At 35.7% G+C, this 16,874-nt stretch carries 18 protein-coding genes and 1 riboswitch; of the genes, 7 read left to right on the forward strand and 11 right to left on the reverse strand.

What is annotated here, in order from left to right; translation table 11 throughout:
• Positions 1–51: 51 nt before the first annotated feature.
• From DEU39_RS10620 to DEU39_RS10650, 7 genes are all read right to left on the reverse strand, one after another.
• Positions 52–1,056 carry an MvdD family ATP-grasp ribosomal peptide maturase gene (locus tag DEU39_RS10620; protein WP_120231921.1) on the reverse strand — a complete coding sequence of 335 codons (1,005 nt, stop codon included), beginning with the start codon at positions 1,054–1,056 and terminating at the stop codon, positions 52–54.
• Positions 1,049–2,005 (reverse strand): MvdC family ATP-grasp ribosomal peptide maturase, encoded by a 957-nt coding sequence (locus tag DEU39_RS10625; RefSeq protein WP_120231922.1) that lies wholly within the window; start codon positions 2,003–2,005, stop codon positions 1,049–1,051. Before DEU39_RS10625 ends, DEU39_RS10620 begins: the two co-directional genes overlap by 8 nt.
• A 74-nt stretch (positions 2,006–2,079) precedes the next feature.
• On the reverse strand, positions 2,080–2,304 hold the full coding sequence (locus tag DEU39_RS10630) for a microviridin/marinostatin family tricyclic proteinase inhibitor (RefSeq protein WP_062674467.1): 225 nt from the start codon (positions 2,302–2,304) through the stop codon (positions 2,080–2,082).
• A gap of 53 nt (positions 2,305–2,357) precedes the next feature.
• Positions 2,358–2,597 (reverse strand): microviridin/marinostatin family tricyclic proteinase inhibitor, encoded by a 240-nt coding sequence (locus DEU39_RS10635; RefSeq protein ID WP_062674464.1) that lies wholly within the window; start codon positions 2,595–2,597, stop codon positions 2,358–2,360.
• 116 nt (positions 2,598–2,713) lie between these two features.
• Entirely contained in the window at positions 2,714–3,493 is a 780-nt protein-coding gene (locus DEU39_RS10640; RefSeq protein ID WP_120231923.1) for an alpha/beta fold hydrolase, read from the reverse strand.
• Between the two features lie 89 nt (positions 3,494–3,582).
• A complete protein-coding gene (locus tag DEU39_RS10645; RefSeq protein WP_062674459.1) occupies positions 3,583–4,302 on the reverse strand; it encodes a pyridoxine 5'-phosphate synthase in 720 nt (239 codons plus the stop codon).
• Positions 4,303–4,475: 173 nt separating this feature from the next.
• On the reverse strand, positions 4,476–5,744 hold the full coding sequence (locus DEU39_RS10650; RefSeq protein ID WP_120231924.1) for a mechanosensitive ion channel family protein: 1,269 nt from the start codon (positions 5,742–5,744) through the stop codon (positions 4,476–4,478).
• A gap of 270 nt (positions 5,745–6,014) precedes the next feature.
• Here DEU39_RS10650 and DEU39_RS10655 point away from each other — a divergent pair, with 270 nt between their 5' ends.
• The 3 genes from DEU39_RS10655 (at position 6,015) to DEU39_RS10665 (ending at position 8,296) form a co-directional block, all read left to right on the forward strand.
• Positions 6,015–7,199, forward strand: a complete 1,185-nt coding sequence (locus DEU39_RS10655; protein WP_062674457.1) for a carboxypeptidase-like regulatory domain-containing protein — start codon at positions 6,015–6,017, stop codon at positions 7,197–7,199.
• A gap of 79 nt (positions 7,200–7,278) precedes the next feature.
• Positions 7,279–7,770 carry a DUF456 domain-containing protein gene (locus tag DEU39_RS10660; RefSeq protein ID WP_062674452.1) on the forward strand — a complete coding sequence of 164 codons (492 nt, stop codon included), beginning with the start codon at positions 7,279–7,281 and terminating at the stop codon, positions 7,768–7,770.
• A gap of 16 nt (positions 7,771–7,786) precedes the next feature.
• Complete coding sequence (locus tag DEU39_RS10665; RefSeq protein WP_062674450.1) at positions 7,787–8,296, forward strand: hypothetical protein; 510 nt, start codon at positions 7,787–7,789, stop codon at positions 8,294–8,296.
• On the opposite strand, the gene DEU39_RS10670 is transcribed toward DEU39_RS10665, so the two are convergent.
• Genes DEU39_RS10670 through DEU39_RS10680 form a run of 3 tightly spaced genes read right to left on the reverse strand, consistent with a single transcriptional unit; the run spans position 8,283 to position 10,540 of the window.
• A complete protein-coding gene (locus DEU39_RS10670; protein WP_062674448.1) occupies positions 8,283–8,924 on the reverse strand; it encodes a uracil-DNA glycosylase in 642 nt (213 codons plus the stop codon). The genes DEU39_RS10665 and DEU39_RS10670 overlap by 14 nt on opposite strands.
• Before the next feature lie 41 nt (positions 8,925–8,965).
• On the reverse strand, positions 8,966–9,970 hold the full coding sequence (locus DEU39_RS10675; protein ID WP_120231925.1) for an acyltransferase family protein: 1,005 nt from the start codon (positions 9,968–9,970) through the stop codon (positions 8,966–8,968).
• A 48-nt stretch (positions 9,971–10,018) separates the two neighbouring features.
• A complete protein-coding gene (locus DEU39_RS10680; protein WP_120231926.1) occupies positions 10,019–10,540 on the reverse strand; it encodes a GNAT family N-acetyltransferase in 522 nt (173 codons plus the stop codon).
• 343 nt (positions 10,541–10,883) lie between these two features.
• Between DEU39_RS10680 and DEU39_RS10685 the strand changes: the two genes are divergently transcribed.
• Positions 10,884–13,031 carry an endonuclease MutS2 gene (locus tag DEU39_RS10685; protein WP_062674442.1) on the forward strand — a complete coding sequence of 716 codons (2,148 nt, stop codon included), beginning with the start codon at positions 10,884–10,886 and terminating at the stop codon, positions 13,029–13,031.
• 68 nt (positions 13,032–13,099) lie between these two features.
• On the opposite strand, the gene DEU39_RS10690 is transcribed toward DEU39_RS10685, so the two are convergent.
• Complete coding sequence (locus DEU39_RS10690) at positions 13,100–14,188, reverse strand: GEVED domain-containing protein (protein ID WP_120231927.1); 1,089 nt, start codon at positions 14,186–14,188, stop codon at positions 13,100–13,102.
• A 412-nt stretch (positions 14,189–14,600) separates the two neighbouring features.
• Here DEU39_RS10690 and DEU39_RS10700 point away from each other — a divergent pair, with 412 nt between their 5' ends.
• The 3 genes from DEU39_RS10700 to DEU39_RS10710 all read left to right on the forward strand — a co-directional run bounded on the left by DEU39_RS10700 (position 14,601) and on the right by DEU39_RS10710 (position 16,807).
• Positions 14,601–15,263 (forward strand): ATP-binding cassette domain-containing protein, encoded by a 663-nt coding sequence (locus DEU39_RS10700; RefSeq protein ID WP_120231929.1) that lies wholly within the window; start codon positions 14,601–14,603, stop codon positions 15,261–15,263.
• A gap of 30 nt (positions 15,264–15,293) precedes the next feature.
• Complete coding sequence (locus DEU39_RS10705) at positions 15,294–16,094, forward strand: hypothetical protein (protein WP_062674429.1); 801 nt, start codon at positions 15,294–15,296, stop codon at positions 16,092–16,094.
• A 34-nt stretch (positions 16,095–16,128) separates the two neighbouring features.
• A riboswitch (cobalamin riboswitch) is annotated at positions 16,129–16,309 on the forward strand.
• 114 nt (positions 16,310–16,423) lie between these two features.
• Positions 16,424–16,807, forward strand: coding sequence for an acyl-CoA thioesterase (locus DEU39_RS10710; RefSeq protein WP_034699813.1), 384 nt, complete (start codon positions 16,424–16,426; stop codon positions 16,805–16,807).
• The last annotated feature ends 67 nt before the right edge of the window (positions 16,808–16,874 follow it).

Below are 16,874 nucleotides of genomic sequence, written 5' to 3' on the forward strand. Positions count from 1 at the left end.
TGAAAGAATTGACACCTTTCAGGACTTTTTATATTTAAAATATTTTATTGCTTACGCCATTACTTTATTATTTCTTCTTGGAGCTTTGTCGCAAAGAACGTCTGCAATACTCTTGGAAATAAGATTTCCTTCTGTAAGATTATCCAGCCAGAAGAATTCTCCCGCAGCATTAATTTCGATGAAATAATAATCGTCTTCAGGAGAAACAATCATGTCTATTGCTCCGTAATCTACATTGTAAATATCCAGCAGTTCAAGCAGTTTTGCTTCCACATCTGTCGGAAGTTCTGTTCTGTTCCATTTATCAATCAGATTAACTCCGTCTTTTCTCCAGTCTATTTTGGCATCTTCAGACTGCTGGGAATCTATTTCGAATGCATACACATCTCTTCCCACAATGGTAATACGAAGTTCTTTTTTCTTCTGAATCATCTGCTGAAACTGCATCGGGCAATACAATAATGAATCCAGCTCTTCCAGTTTATCTTCGCCCACAACGTTCGTAAACACTACATTTTCTACTCCATCTTCATAAATGGCAAAACCGGTTTGCATTTTAGCCACCACATTTTGATGCTTTATAATAAATTTCCTTGCTTCATCAGGATTATTGGTAAGACAGGTTGCAGGAATGGTCAGCCCTAATTTATCTGCAATTTTCAATTGTTCTTCCTTGCTGTCTAATCTTCTGTAAACACTTGGTTTTCCTAAAGAATAAGCATCCACAGATTCAAAGAAACCAAAAAGAGTATTTCTGATTTCTCCCATAGCCGCTCCGTAAAATTTAGAGTCCATTTCTTCCTTTAATCCTTTTCCGATATTGTAGGCTCTTCTGTACCAGATGGCTGAAATATCATCCAAACGATGTTTTGCTTCAGGCGTTTCCAGATAGCTTACCCATTCTCCATCCTGGAAAATAGTGGACAGTTTGTTTTGTAATGGATAAACGTCCACATCAAAGCGAATGACTTCATAATTATTTTTTTCAATGTATTCTGTTACTTTTTCAATGGAAAAGTTATCTGCGGTATGGGTAATTATTAAAATTTTATTCATAGAAATTAATTCTTTTGATAAGGTTGTCGGCAATTCTTTCTGCGATGGGAAATCCCAGCTCTTTCTGAAGCATTCCCCATTCTCCCTGTGGATTGACTTCAAGGAAATAATACGCACCGTCTCTTCCTTTGATCATATCGATCGCTCCTATATAAAGTCCCATTTCTTTCATCATGGAAGTGAGATTGGTTTTAATGGTATCAGGTAATTCGTATTCTTCCCAGAAATATCCTTCACGGGCAACTCTCCAGTCTGCATTTTCACTGTTATTGATTTTTCCTGTGAAAAACTCACCGTCTACATAGACGATTCGTAATTCATATTCTTTATCAATATAGGGTTGAAAAATCATCGGACAGTATGAAATATCTGAAAGGTGTTCCAGAGACTCTTCCTCAATAATGGTAGTGGAAATCATATTTTCCCCTGACATTGTTTTTGCGGTAACTCCGTGAAGCTTCGCTATGGCTTTTCCCTGGCAGTATTGATAGAAAAATGCCGTTATTTTTTCTTCATCATTGGAAAAAATGGTTTTGGGAATGGTTAAGTTATTTCTTTGTGCTATTTTCAGCTGCAATATCTTATTTCCATCTATTTTTTTTTCATTTTCATAAGGGTTGATCCAGGGAATATTTTCTAAAGCAGTCATCAGGTTATACCTCAGGCTTCCATATTCGTTGAGAAAGATTTTTTCATAATCCTGATCCAGTTCTTCGGGAGCGCTGATCTTCCATGCTTTTCTGTGCCATACGCCTTTGATATCATCAGAATGGATGGTATTTCCTGATTCGTCAGTCAATTCAAATGAATCCTCATGAATACTGATTTTCTGAAGGTGATTCATGCGGTCAGAATTCAGTCTGAAATAAGGGATATTTTGGGAAGCCAGGTATTCGAAAAAGAGATCAATATTATAAAAATCCTGTGAATGGGTGATGCAGAGAATCATTTGCCGGTTTTATTAAAAAGGGAAACTTATTATTTAAGTTTCCCCTACTATTTTATTTAATATTCTTTCTGATCTTACAGTGGAAGAGTGATTGTATCATCATCACCGTCAGAAGGATATTTCAGCGTGTGCATCATATCGTCTTTTGGAGAAGTTACAGTATCTATTGCTGGCTTTGTGATCAAATCTCTTTCAGCAAGGGTGATATCACTTCCTCCTTTTACCGTTTCCGGATCTTTTACCTGTTTTTCCAAGAATGATGCGAAAAACGGCTTCTTCTTTGAGTTGTTGCTTTTCATAATGTTTTAGTTTTGGTTTGATATATAATTGAGCTTAAGCTTTAGTATATTTCTTATGCTTCTAAAACATCCTCATCACCGTCAGAAGGATATTTCATTGTTACATTGTCATTGTCAGGCTTTGTAACACTGTCTTCAAGTGCTGTAGTCGTGATATGATCTTTGATTACTGATGTAATCTGATCAGCAAGTACAGAAGTAATACCTCCTCCTTTTACTGTTTCAGGATCTTTAACCTGTTTTTCTAAGAATGATGCAAAAAACGGCTTCTTTTTTGAATTTTTGTTTTCCATAAGTTAATATTTTTATTGTTTTTTGAAAATCCAAAGTACAAAAATTTCAACTCATGGAGAAATAATATATGTTTTTAATAAAATTTTAACACAATATTGAAAATCAAAGTATAAAATTAATTTAAACCAAGAAACTTCTTAACAACATTTGCAAAATCAACAGGATTTTCCGCTTGTACCCAATGTCCTGCATTCTTCACCGTCACTATTTTAGCTTTAGGGAATTGCTGCTTGATTCCAAATTCGTCCTGTGGCAGGATATAATTGGATTTTGCCCCTGCTATAAACAAAGTTTCTCCTTCAAAAACCCCAAATTTAATTGCATTGGAAACAAATTCAGTATATTTTTCAGATAATGTCTTAAGATTGAATCTCCAGCCCAGTTTTTTATTATCATCCCAATACAGGTTTTTCGTCAGAAACTGTACAGTAGATCTTTCCGGAATATATTGATTCAGGACAGCTTCCACTTCATTTCTTGAAGTTACCGTATTGAAATCAACGGTTTCCAGTGCTTTGATAATTCCCTGATGATGCGGTGGATATGCTTTAGGTGAAATATCTACAACAATCAGTTTTTCAACACGTTCAGGGTATTTTATGGCAAACTGCATCACCGCTTTTCCTCCCAGAGAATGCCCTAAAACATGAGCTTTTTGAATTCCATAATGATCCATATAACGGGCAATATCATCTGCAAGGTCATCATGAGACATGCTGTCTGAATGAAAGCTTCTCCCATGGTTTCTAAGATCGATCAGGTGTACCGGAAGATATTCTCCCAGATCCTTTCCGAAACTTCCCCAGTTGTCAAGCATTCCGAATAATCCGTGAAATACAAGAAGCGGCGTATTGGTCACATTTTCGCCGAATATTTTTGAGTTTAAAATTTCCATATTTTAGAAGTTAGATGTGAAAAATCAGAAGTTAGAAATCAAAAGAAAGTTGTACTAACTTCTAATTTCTAACTTCTGGTTTCTTATATTTACCATTTTGCAAGTCTCTTCAGATAAGCCTGAACTGTATTTTCCAATCCCATATAAAGAGCTTCTGAAACCAAAGCATGTCCGATAGATACTTCCAACAGATTCGGAATGGTATCTGCAAAATATTTCAGATTTTCTAAGCTCAAATCATGACCTGCATTAATTCCCAATCCGAAATTGGTAGCTTCAACCGCAGTATCATAATAAGGTTTTATGGCTTGTTCTTTATTAATAAGATAATTTTTTGCGTAAGCTTCTGTGTACAGCTCAATTCTATCTGCTCCTGTTTTTGCTGCATATTCTACAAGTTCCGGTAAAGGATCCAGGAAAACAGAAGTACGGATTCCAGCTTTTTTAAATTCTGCAATAATCTCTGTAAGGTAATCAAGATGTTTTTTTGTATCCCAGCCTGCATTGGAGGTAATGGCATCATCAGCATCCGGCACCAGCGTTACCTGCTCAGGTTTTACTTCCAATACCATATCAATAAAATCCTGATGAGGATTTCCTTCAATATTAAACTCAGTCGTAACCAACGGCTTCAGATCATAGACATCTTTTCTTGTGATATGCCTTTCATCAGGTCTTGGATGGATGGTAATTCCCTGCCCGCCAAATTCCTGAATTTTTACAGCAGCTTCTGTAACACTTGGGGTCTCACCTCCTCTTGCATTTCTTAACGTCGCAATTTTATTAATGTTTACGCTTAGTTTTGTCATTTTATTTTAGATGTTAGATATGAGATGTGAGAAGCTAGAGGCTTGGGGCTGGAGGCAAATCCAGGCATTGTACTTCTATTAGTACTTCCACATTCATGATCATTTAAAAGTTTAATTTAAAGTTTTTTTGAAAAGGCTGAAACTTACAGTTTCCCTTCTCTGTTTTCCAGCTTTTACACTTTCACGCTTACCTGCATTACCTGAAGTTCAAATTCTTTTGAAGCCACTAATAAATGGTCAAAAATATCTGCCTGTATCTGCTCAAAACGTTCCCATTTGGAATCATTGGCAAAACAATATACTTCAAGAGGTAATCCTTGTGGGGTAATCTCCAGCTGACGAACCATTCTGGTTCCGTTTTTATCTATATCGGGATCATTTTCAATATATTTCTGTGCATAATATCTGAAAACACCAATATTGGTAAGCTGTCTTCCATTCACAATTTTATCTTTATGCTCCAAGCTTTCCTTTTCTTTTTTGATCTCTGAAGTTCTTTCTTCCAGATAATCCGAAATCAGGTTAATTTCCTTTAAACGCTCCACATCTTCATCAGTAAGAAACTTGAAAGAATTAATGTTAAAGTAAATTGATTTTTTTATTCTTCGGGTGTTTGACTCAGACATCACCTGCATATTCTTGATCTCGGTGGTCATCAGATCATAAGTGGGAATCGTTGAAACTGTTTTATCAAAATTGGTAATTTTGGTGGTTAAAAGGTTGATCTCTGTAATATTACCTTCGATGCTGTATTTGGGAATACTTACCCAATCTCCTACTTTCAGATTTTTGGAGGTTGCCACGTGAAGACCTGTTACAAACCCCAGGATAGTATCTCTGAAAACCAATACCAGAACAGCTGTAATAGCTCCCAGACTTCCTACAATTGTTGTTCCTTTGATTCCGAAAATCACACAAAGGCCTACTACAGTAAATATAAAAAGCCCTAAAATTTTTACAGTTTCTGAAATGGCATTGAGTGCCATTATTTTATAGAAATCCTGTTTGATACTAAAATAGTTTCTGAAAGCTGTCAGCGATCTGTAGAGCATTCCTGCTAATATCAATACTAATCCCAGATTGATACATCTTATGATAAAAATGGTGGTCTTCGGCAGTGCATTTTCCGGAAATATGGAACCCTGAATACCGTCCACAACAATCAAAGCTGCAAAATGCGCTACAGAATTGGTGATTTTCGACTGATAAATAGATTTTAAAATGGGAAACTTCTGTTCATTATGAAATAACCTGAATACAGAATTGATAATGAACTTAAAAACAAAATCAGTAATAAAAAACAGGACAAGAAGTAAACTCAGTTTTACAATAATATGAAAAACCCAATCCAGCCCGGAGGGTGATATCTGGGTAATATAAATGTAAAGCCGTTCGCTCAGCTCCTGTATAAAGTTTTTGGTTTCTTGTAACTGGTCATTCATTACAGCAAATTTATGAAATTAAGAATCATCATTTTACTATTCATAATCAATTTTCATCCCAAAAAGTATTATCCGGAAATTTGATATAAAAAAATCCGTGAACTCAGCTGTAAAATATCAAATCCTCTACAACCTTTAATTATAAATGAAAAATTAACTACAAATAACCTATTTAAGTAAAAAATATTAAAATAAATTACAATTTAATTGTTTCAATATTAAAAATTTATTAAATTTGGTTAAAACTAAACCCATCAAAATCAATTAAATATGAGACAAAATTACTTGTTCATCGTACTATGCAGCCTTGTGCTCTTAGTAAACTGTAAAGGAGGTGATGACTCAGTGAATCCGGAAGATTCCAAAACTTTACCCACTGGAACTATAGAAGGTAAAGTATTTGCTAAAAACGGAACAAAACCCATTGGTGGTGCCACGGTGTTTACTATTGACAGCAAAAATCAGGTTTATCACACTTACTCCAATGCCGATGGTTCCTTCAGTCTAACTGCACCTGAAGGAAAAACAACCCTTCACATTCAGACCGGTAATGGCCTTAATTTCAGAACTGAAATTCCTGTTACCATTAACAAAAATGAAACAACTAGTGTTCCCAGCAAAGATTCCAAACTGAACCAGATTGCAAAAATAGCTTATGTAGAAGGCAGTTATGACGAAATAGAGGCTATTATTACAAATCTTGGGTACACCGCAACAGAAATCAGCTATCAGGATTTAAAAAACTTCAACACCATTTCTCAGTATGATATTATTTTCCTGAACTGCGGTTCACGTAATCTTGCACAGACGGGAACCAGCTCACCTGGTAACGACCTTTCCGTTTTCAGTAATCTCTCTACTTTTATCACAAACGGCGGAAGCATTTACAGCTCAGACTGGGCTGCTGCGTATCTGGTAGGCGGAAATCAAAATGCGCAATCCTGCGGTATAGCCGGAGGCTTTCTGGATTTTACGAAGATCTGTTTTAATATCAATGGAAATGCAAGTATGTATAACAACTGTACTGTTTCCAATACTGCTATGGCTTCAGCATTAGGGTTTAGTACATTAGATATCCAGTATGATATGTCTCTGTGGCAAAAAATCCAGTATTATGATCCTTTATTCTGGGAAGTATTGGTACAGAAAGATAACGAACCACTGATGATAAGAACCAATAAGTACGTGGATAAAACGGCTCCTAAAACCACTGTGGGAACGTCTTTAAACAATAATCACATGACGATCTGCCATCATACGGCAAACGGCAACACAGTTACCATTACCATTAATCAGAATGCATGGAATGCTCATCAGGCGCATGGCGATTATATGGGATCATGTTCAGGAACGACAAGCAGTGGAAATATTTATTATACCACATTCCATAATCATGCAAGTGGAAATATCGGCAAAGCAGGACCGATTCTGGAATACGTAATCTTAAATTTGTAATAAAATTTTATAACTCAGTTCTCAAAGTGGCTTTTTATAAGGCCACTTTTTTTATATTGCATGTATATTTTTTAAAAGAATGGATACAACGATTATTAATATTTTCTGCCTTATTCTGTTATTTATAGGAATATTGGGAACTTTTCTTCCGGTATTACCTGGTCTTTTGCTCAGTATCTGTGGACTTTTGATCTATAAATTCGGGACGGATGCTGATCTTTCTATGATTTATATCTGGGCATTCGGAATTCTTACACTTGCTTCTGTAGTGTTAAGTTATGTAATTCCGGCAAAGACCAACAGAAAATATGGCGGTACCCGCTGGGGAAGCATTGGCTCTGTGATTGGAACTATTGTTGGGATATTTATTCCTATTCCGTTGGGATTTCTGATAGGAATGTTTGCAGGGGTATTTATTGGTGAGTTACTTCACGACAGTAAGGATATGAATAAAGCCTTACGATCAACCAAAGGAGCGCTGATTGGATTCATTTATGGAACCGGATTCAGTTTTGTGGTAGGAGTGGCAATGTTTTTGGTAGTATTACTTAATATGTTTAACGTCATTTAATTAAATATAAGAAACTATGTTCCATAAAATTGTCATACTCAGTCTGGGAATATTTGCATTAACAGGATGCGATGCCCAAAAGAAATCCAGAATTAATACAAAATCTACTGAAATGTCCACAGGTACAAAAACAACAAGTTCTGATCATCAGAAAGACGGTGTTATTTATCTGACTGAAGGAGAAAATAAGTTTTTACGAGAATATCAGATGAATGTGACATTCAAAGGAGTTTCTGAAGACAGCCGTTGTCCTGAAGGAGCTCAATGTATATGGGCTGGTGTTGCTCTTGCTCAGGTGGAAGTAATGGGAACTTCTACCCGACCGATGACCCTGAACCTTGCAAGCGCAGATTACCCGGCAAGAAATTATCATCAGTCGACAGAATTTAACGGATATACTATCACATTACAAGACATTGCTCCTCATCCAAAATCGCAGGATGGGACAAAAGCATTAGCCGGAAAATATAAAATCGGAATTACAATAAAAAAAGCAGATCAATCTGCTGATTCTACCAGGAAATAGGCTTCTTCCCTTTGGAAACAAGATATTCATTAATTTTTGAGAAAGGCTTGCTTCCAAAAAAACCTCTGTACACAGAAAAAGGTGAAGGATGTGCCGATTTAATAATAAAATGTTTAGCCGGATCTATGAGTTCGGCTTTTTTTTGTGCAAAAGCGCCCCATAAAACAAAAACCACATTCTCCTTTTTATCTGAAATTTCCTTAATGATAAAGTTGGTAAATTTTTCCCAGCCTAAATCTTTATGAGAATTGGGCGAATGCGCACGAACCGTTAAGGTAGCATTCAACAGTAAAACGCCTTGTCTTCCCCAATCATCAAGTTCTTTAGAAGTTCTTACCACTCCCAGATCATCTTTTAGCTCTATAAAAATATTTTTCAGGGATGGCGGTGCTGCAACCTGCTCAGAAACAGAGAAACACAATCCATTCGCCTGATAATCGTTATGATAAGGATCCTGGCCAATAATCACTACTTCCACATCATCAAAAGCTGTAAGTTCCAATGCTCTGAAAATCTGATTTTTGGGTGGAAAAACTTTGGTTGTTGCATATTCATTCTTCACTTTCTCCCAAAGGGTGGTAAAGTATTCCGTACTTTTTATCGGGGCTAAAATTTCTGTCCAGGTCATAGTGCAAAAATAATAATATTAAAATAAAATAAGAGCCTCCATTATACTTTAAATATCTTCACTTTTCTTTCAATCAGCATATACGAAAAATAGGACAGCAATAATGAAAAGGAGATTAATAACAGATTATTAAGATGATAAGAATTTACAATAATGAAATTCTGTTTCTTCACCATATAATGGATAATGTATAACGAATAGGAAATATTTCCTAAAAAATACACCGCTTTAGTTTCTAAAAATGCTTTCAGATAATTTGAATTTCCTTCATACAGATATTTGATCATCAATGCTGATAATAAAGGGATAAACAAGAGCCCTTTTTCCACAAAAAGCATAAACCCAAACAATAGGAGAATGATATAAAGGAACAGGTTTTCCTTCTTCGTTTTAAATGGTGGCAGAAGGGCAATTCCAATTCCAAGAAAATAGGAAGAAACCGTTCTTAGCAGAGAAACCAGTCCGTAAGGAAGATCAAGATATCTTGGTGATTCCCCTACTTGCATTGGATGTTCAGAACCTATATATAAATGATCGGGAATATATGGAAGTGCAAACCTCAAAACCAGACTGGCAATAATTAAAATTTCGCTGCGTATTTTATAATGCAGAACAAGCCATAGCATAAAAGGAAATATCAAATAACAAACCCATTCTGTACTGAGTGACCAATAGACCACATTCAGCAGATAATCAGGATTAAAAAAACATTGTAATAAGCTTGCATTAATCAGAAATCCTGCTACAGAAGTTTTCATTAAAAACAAGGCAATAAAAACAACTGATATAATATAGACAGGATAAATTCTGTTAACTCTCTTTTTATAAAAAACCTCTATTGCTTTATAGTTCAGATTTCTAAATTTATCGGAGTAAGAAACTGTCAGTAAGAAAGCACTCAGCACAAAAAAGATATCAACCGCTACATACCCTTTTCCTACTATATCCTGAATGAATTCATTCCTAAAAAAACTAAAATGAAAAAACGCTACCCATAATGCAACAATCCCTCTAAGTCCCGTTAAAGATTTTATTTCATTTTTCATATGTAATTTCAATCGGTGATAAAGATAGAGAAAAACCTTTTAGATTTCTTACAGACGATCACCCGATAGCCTTTTCAAACTAAAAATAATATTATCCGGAAAACCTTCATCTTTTTTTCCTTCCTGCAAAATAAAATGATGTTTTAAAAGAAGTCCTTTTGAATTTTCATTGAATGTACTGGTAATGGCCAAAATTTCCTGTAAATGGAGCTCGTTAAATCCATACTCTACAACGGCATTTAAAGCTTCAGACATAATTCCTTTTCTGTGGTACTCTGGCAACAGTTCATAGCCGACTTCTGCTGTCTTCCGGTCTTCAGAAAAATTCCAAAGACAAATGGTTCCGATAAGATGGGACTGATCTTTTAAAGAAATTCCCCAATAGACCGTTTGATTATTTTGAGTTCTTTGCTTAATTGTTAAAATAAACTGAAGCGCGTCATAGTTGGTCTTTGGTGAAACTCTTTTCACAAATTTATTGACTTCCGGATTGCCTCGGATTTTTAAAATGTCTTCTGTATTATTTTCATTGATTCCTTTTAAAATCAATCTTGATGTTTCTAGTTTCACATCTCAAATGTAATAAAAAGAATAGCATCAATTTATATAAATGCAAAGGTTATTGCATTCTATTACTCATTTTAAGTAAGCAAAGAAATACGACTAAATCGCTGATGAAGTGGAAGAATGGGCGAATCGCTTAGAAAGAACCAATGTATTGATTTCACTCTTTGCATCCTTAAAGAGATAAGGTTTAGTAATAAAAAACTTTGCGTGTAAAAAAATTGATCTTTTTTGAAGTTTTAAAATTTTCGAGAAAAAAGCACCCCTATAACCATTAAACTCGCCGTTAATTTATTCTGTAAATCTCTCAGATATACGTAATAATCAAAATTCTCACTAAATTTGCATTGTGTATATAGATAAAGAAGATTTAGACGAATTAGAGTTTCCGCAATTGCTCGCGGAAATCTCCCCATTTGCGTATTCTCCAAAAACAAGAGAAAAAATTCTTCAACTTCGTCCGATGGAAATTGACGAGGCGGAACTTTCATTAAAAAAAACCTCAGAATATCTGTCGAGTTTTGAAAGTTCAAACGCGATTCCGTTTGATGAATATGAAGATATTGAAAGTGAGCTGAAATTGATGCTGATTGAGAACTACCGTCTGGAAAATGCTGCTTTCATCAAAATAAAAACCATCACGGAACAAATCGGAAGACTTCAGAAATTCTTCCCTACCATGCCGGAAACGTTTCCTACTTTGTTAGAAGAGGTTTCTGTACTGGAATTCAGAAAAGAGATTATTGAGAAGGTAGATAAGGTTTTTAACCGTTTTGGTGAAGTAAAAAATGAAGCTTCTCCAGCTCTGAAAGGGATAAGAACTGAAATTCAGCTGGCTAAAAAGGCGATTCAGGAAAACTTCAACCGTGCGCTTACCACGTATGGACAGAGTGACTTTCTGGATGATATCCGGGAAACGATTATTGACGACCAAAGGGTTCTGGCCGTAAAATCAGGATTCAAAAAAAGGGTTGCCGGAAGAACATTAGGAATTTCCAAAACAGGTTCCATCACGTATATTCAGCCGGACAGTGTGGTAAAGCACTATTTCAAACTGCGTGAAAATGAAGAGGAAGAGAAAAAAGAAATTGATAAAGTTCTCCGTAAACTTACTGCCGAATTGGCCGAATTTCAACCTCAGCTATGGAGATATCAGGTGTATATTTTTGACCTTGACCTTACGAGAGCTAAAGCGAAGTTTGGTGAAGTGATCAACGGAGTTCTTCCGAAAATCAACCATCATAAAACGCTGAGATTAAAAGATGCTTACCATCCTCTTTTATGGTTAAGAAACAGAGTTGAAAACAAAACCATTCACCCTCAAACACTTACCTTAACAGAACATAACAGGATCATCTGTATTTCCGGTCCTAATGCCGGTGGAAAATCAATTACCCTGAAAACAGTCGGATTATTGCAGCTGATGATTCAGAGTGGTATCCTGGTTCCGGTTCATCCTAAGTCTGAAATGTTTTTCTTTGAGAAAATCATGACTGATATTGGGGACAACCAGTCCATTGAAAACCATTTATCTACCTATTCATCGAGGTTGAAGAAAATGTCCGGGATCATTCGTGAGGCTGATGCCAATACGCTTCTGCTTATTGATGAGTTCGGTACAGGTTCTGATCCGGAGCTTGGAGGTGCGCTGGCAGAAAGTTTCATGGAGTTTTTCTATGACAAAAAGAGTTTCGCCATCATTACGACGCACTATACCAATATTAAACTGGTAATAGAACAGCTTCCCAATGCCCAGAATGCAGCCATGCTTTTCAATGAAGAAACATTGGAACCGATGTATAAGCTGGAAGTGGGACAGGCAGGAAGTTCATTTACTTTTGAAGTTGCGGAAAAGAATAAGATTCCAAGATTCATTATCCATTCTGCGAAGAAAAAAGTAGAACATGATATTGTGAATCTTGACAAAACGATTGTAAAACTGCAACAGGAAAAATTTGAGGTAGAAAAACTGAAATCTGATCTTGCAGAAAGAAAAGAATCTGTAGAAGATAAACGTGATAATCTTCAGAAACTAAATGAGCAGCTTCAGCAGAAACTGTTCAATTTCCAGAAACTTTATGAGGAGGAACACCGAAAACTACAGTTCGGGAATAAGATTGAAACATTCATTGACAGCTATACCAAAGGAAAATCCAGAAAGGATGTGGTAAAAGATTTTGTAAAACTTCTTGAACAGGAGAAATTCAGAAAACTGGGCAGTGATAAGGATGAAACCAAACGCCTTCAGGTTGTTAAGAGAAAAATCACTCAACAGCTGAAAAAGGAAGAGGTTATTGAAAAAATTGCTGAAACCAATGAAAAACTGGAAGAGAAACGCAAAACCGACCGTGCTGTGTGGATGAAAATCGGACAGCGTGTTCGTATTACCGGAAGCACCAGTGTAGGAACCATTGAAAAAATTTCCAGAAATAAAGTGATTGTCAATTACGGAACTTTCAAAACTACGATTGATGCAGATGAACTTGAAAGAATTTAATGAATAAGAAATTAAATTAACGCAAATATAAAGAGAGAGCACCAGAAGGTACTCTCTCTTTTTTATTTTTACTTCTTAATGAATTTTAATCGGGTTACTTTTTCTTTATCTTTCAACTGGATAAAATAAACTCCTTTTGATAAATGGTTAAGGTTTACATGGTGATTTGAAACTTTTCCTTCGTCAATTTTCTGTCCTGCAATATTATAAATTTCATAATCGGCGGCTTCTGAAATCCCTGAAATATTTAAGACATCAGAGGCAGGGTTAGGATAAATTTCAGGTTTTACAGACTTTCCTGATTCTTCCAATCCAAGGGTGAGATTGATTAAATCTACTCCATAATCTTCAACTTCCCCATAGGTAAATGTACTGCAGGCATCTAAAGGTATTGTTTGACTGGAGATAACTCTCATGGTAACGCCGCATAGTGTCACTGCTGCCAAACTTGGAATCGTAAATACAGATACAGCCGGAGCAGCCTGAGTAACATTATTGGCCACCATCACTCTTTCGTTGGATTCAAAAATTCCGTTTGCATTAAAATCTATCCACGCCGTTACTGTTGTTGTGCCTGGAGTTCCCGTCCAGGTATTGGTTACTGAAAGCTTATTTCCTGTAGTTCCAATAAAAAACTTAACTCTACGGCTTAGGTCACTTCTGTAATCTATATAATTGGAAGGTCCGGAATCGCTTACCATTGGAGAGGTAACTCCTGTAGAATTTACGGTCACATTGGAAATATGCATCATCGTGGTATCTGTAGAAGCACTTGCACAATAATTAATGGTAGTGGTAAAAAATATAGGATCAGACCATAATCCCTGTGTTGTACACACTTTCACTACCTGTACTTCATACGTTGTACAAGGTTGCAAACCTGTAATTGTGAAAGAGTTTTGACCCGATACGGGTGTACCCGTCATCCAGAAAGTTGTTCCTGGTATTCTATATCTTATCATATTATCCGGACTATTAGGATCTGCAGTCCAGGTAACTGTTCCAGAAGTAAGTGTTATATTCGACATCTGAACTCCTGTTGGAGCATTGGTATCACAGTACAATAAAGATTGAGGTTCTTCTTCTATTTTGTGGGTTGCCTGAAGGCTTGAAATTCCCAACATAAAAGAGAATACAAAAAGTAGTTTTTTGGTCATGTTTATCAGTTTTAAAATTTCCTTGAAAAATAGGGTATTTTTTCAAATATAGCTTATACTTTCTCCATATAGCATTGTATTTTTTAATATTTTTGACAATAAAGTGTAAAACACACAGAAACTCTATGCTTTAATATATGTTCAAAAGTATTTCTACTCTCTGGATTTTTTATAAAAAAATAATAATTCCCACCTTGATATTTTCTTTATTAGCTTCTTGTTTATCCTCTTTCAATATTGAGAACTTTGGATTGAGTTTTCTTTTAATATCTCCTGTTCTTCATTATTTTATATATGAACTCCGGTTTAAAAATGAATATTACTTTTATGCCAATTTAGGGTTTTCCAGAAGTTTCCTTTGGGGATTCACGGTAGCTGTCTGTGTGATTGTCAAAATAATAACAGGAATTTTATGAGCAAGCTTCATATTGACAGCATAACCAAGTCTTTTAAAGATAATAATATCCTTCGGGATATTTATTTAGGATGTGAAACCGGGCAGATTATTGGAATTCTGGGCAGAAATGGTGTTGGCAAATCAACATTATTAAAAATTATTTTTGGAACTGTCAGTAGTGATACCCAGTTCATAAGATACAATGACAAAATTCTGAAAAGCCTTTCCGATAGAAAAAACAGAATTGCTTATCTGCCACAGGATATTTTCTTACCGAAATACAATACCATTAAAACCTTAATTCCTCTTTTTTGCAATAAGAAAAATACAGATCTGTTATTGACTTCAGATCTGATCCGTCCTTTTTTATCAGAAAAACCTAAAAATCTTTCCAGAGGTGAGCAGAGAGTCATTGAAGCTTTAATGATAATTTATTCTGAAGCTGATTTTGTTTTACTGGACGAACCCTTCCATAGCCTTTCTCCAAAAATTTCTGCAGCATTGAAAACTGCAATCATTGAACAGTCTGCGTATAAGGGATTCATTATTTCTGATCATAATTATCAGGAAGTTCTTGATATTTCACACCAAATATTTCTTCTGCGTGAAGGTTATCTAAAACAAATACAAGATTTAAAAGAACTGCAGCGGTATAATTATCTTCCGAAAAGCATTTAATTTATATATTTGAGGGATCAAAAAATTTTCATGATGACTTTCATAAATAAAGCATTCTATTTATCCGCTTTCAGTATTTTATCTATTGCTTTTGTAAAAGGGCAGACTAAAGTTCCTTTTGGAGTTGTAAAAGCTGAAGAAGGATATGCCAACGTACGTGTACATAAAGACGATTACCGAAAAATTGTAGACAAGATCCGTATGCGTAAAGGAGATGTATTTGTTTATGTAAAACCTGCTCCCGGAGAAACAGAATGGATCTGGATCAAATATCCGGAGAAACAGGATGACGACAAACCTTTTGTACGGTATGAAACTCTGGATAAAGAAGGAATGGTAAATAAAGGGCGTATTGCTTATGTAGACCAGCTTCCTGCCTACACTCCATCTAAATCTAAAAACGGAAGATCTCTTATTTTTACTGACAATTCTGATCCTAAGGTTCCTACTGCACAAAGAAGCAAAGTGGTGATTGATATTTATCCTTCCAATGCAGGATACCGTAAAAAGGAAAAAGATGCCGAAGGAAAAATTCTTACCATTGATAAAGTAAAACCATGGGGAATTGGAAATGACCTTCCGGAAGGTATGACCGAAATCAAATCCATCAGAGTACAGCAGCCCGGAAGAGGATCTGTTTTTGTAAGAGAAGCCATCAAAAATATGTTCCAGCCTACCATGGATTTTGAAAACGTTGGAGTAACCTCACTTGACAACGATAATATTTTTCTTTATATGATAAACGGTTCAGGGGAAAACAGATACACTACTCTCTGGACGATTAAGAAAGGAAGAGTAATCAGCCAGATTATTTACCATAATCCGGAATAAATTCATTATTTTTGCATTCGAAAAGTTTTTACGCTTATTCATCACAGAAATTGGTTCTGCATCACTGCAGATTAAAAGGGAACCGTGTGAAAATCACGGACTGTCGCGCAACTGTAAGTAACTGAAGTCTTTATCAAAGATCCACTGTGCGAGGCATGGGAAGGAGATAAATGATGTTACAAGTCAGGAGACCTGCCTTTTTCTTAAACATGTAACTTTCGCGATTTGAAGTTGTATTGATCTGATGGATTGTTTCAGGAATTCTATAAGTTCCTGTTATTATTCTGTTGTTTCCAATCATTTCCTATCGCTTTAATTAATAATGATATATGACTACAGAAGAAAGAATTGAAGCATCCGAAACCAGAATCTTTAAAGCGGTTTTCCCTAACACAACCAATCACTATGATACCCTTTTTGGAGGTACAGCGATGCAGCTGATGGATGAGGTAGCTTTTATCACAGCAACCCGTTTTGCCAGAAAAAGAGTGGTAACGGTAAGCAGTGACAAGATCGATTTTAAAAAACCTATTCCTGCCGGAACCATCGTTGAGCTGATCGGGAAAGTTTCATACGTGGGAAAAACCAGTATGAAAGTAAACGTTGAAATTTACACCGAGCAGATGTATTCCTATGAAAGAGAAAAAGCAATTATTGGTGATTTTACTTTTGTAGCGATTGACGAATTCAAGAAACCAATCCAAATACTATAAACAATAAAGTTTCGGGCGGCCTCTGGCCGCCCGAAACTTTTCCATTCAACACAACATAGTATATCTC

The sequence above is a fragment of the Chryseobacterium sp. AG363 genome (genome assembly GCF_003610675.1).
GTDB lineage: Bacteria > Bacteroidota > Bacteroidia > Flavobacteriales > Weeksellaceae > Chryseobacterium > Chryseobacterium cucumeris.

Bases quoted from the DNA above. Each gene is read 5' to 3' on its own strand.
- DEU39_RS10620 (WP_120231921.1), bottom strand. From the start codon at position 1,056: ATGAATAAAATTTTAATAATTACCCATACCGCAGATAACTTTTCCATT.
- DEU39_RS10625 (WP_120231922.1), bottom strand. From the start codon at position 2,005: ATGATTCTCTGCATCACCCATTCACAGGATTTTTATAATATTGATCTC.
- DEU39_RS10630 (WP_062674467.1), bottom strand. From the start codon at position 2,304: ATGAAAAGCAACAACTCAAAGAAGAAGCCGTTTTTCGCATCATTCTTG.
- DEU39_RS10635 (WP_062674464.1), bottom strand. From the start codon at position 2,597: ATGGAAAACAAAAATTCAAAAAAGAAGCCGTTTTTTGCATCATTCTTA.
- DEU39_RS10640 (WP_120231923.1), bottom strand. From the start codon at position 3,493: ATGGAAATTTTAAACTCAAAAATATTCGGCGAAAATGTGACCAATACG.
- DEU39_RS10645 (WP_062674459.1), bottom strand. From the start codon at position 4,302: ATGACAAAACTAAGCGTAAACATTAATAAAATTGCGACGTTAAGAAAT.
- DEU39_RS10650 (WP_120231924.1), bottom strand. From the start codon at position 5,744: ATGAATGACCAGTTACAAGAAACCAAAAACTTTATACAGGAGCTGAGC.
- DEU39_RS10655 (WP_062674457.1), top strand. From the start codon at position 6,015: ATGAGACAAAATTACTTGTTCATCGTACTATGCAGCCTTGTGCTCTTA.
- DEU39_RS10660 (WP_062674452.1), top strand. From the start codon at position 7,279: ATGGATACAACGATTATTAATATTTTCTGCCTTATTCTGTTATTTATA.
- DEU39_RS10665 (WP_062674450.1), top strand. From the start codon at position 7,787: ATGTTCCATAAAATTGTCATACTCAGTCTGGGAATATTTGCATTAACA.
- DEU39_RS10670 (WP_062674448.1), bottom strand. From the start codon at position 8,924: ATGACCTGGACAGAAATTTTAGCCCCGATAAAAAGTACGGAATACTTT.
- DEU39_RS10675 (WP_120231925.1), bottom strand. From the start codon at position 9,970: ATGAAAAATGAAATAAAATCTTTAACGGGACTTAGAGGGATTGTTGCA.
- DEU39_RS10690 (WP_120231927.1), bottom strand. From the start codon at position 14,188: ATGACCAAAAAACTACTTTTTGTATTCTCTTTTATGTTGGGAATTTCA.
- DEU39_RS10700 (WP_120231929.1), top strand. From the start codon at position 14,601: ATGAGCAAGCTTCATATTGACAGCATAACCAAGTCTTTTAAAGATAAT.
- DEU39_RS10705 (WP_062674429.1), top strand. From the start codon at position 15,294: ATGATGACTTTCATAAATAAAGCATTCTATTTATCCGCTTTCAGTATT.
- DEU39_RS10710 (WP_034699813.1), top strand. From the start codon at position 16,424: ATGACTACAGAAGAAAGAATTGAAGCATCCGAAACCAGAATCTTTAAA.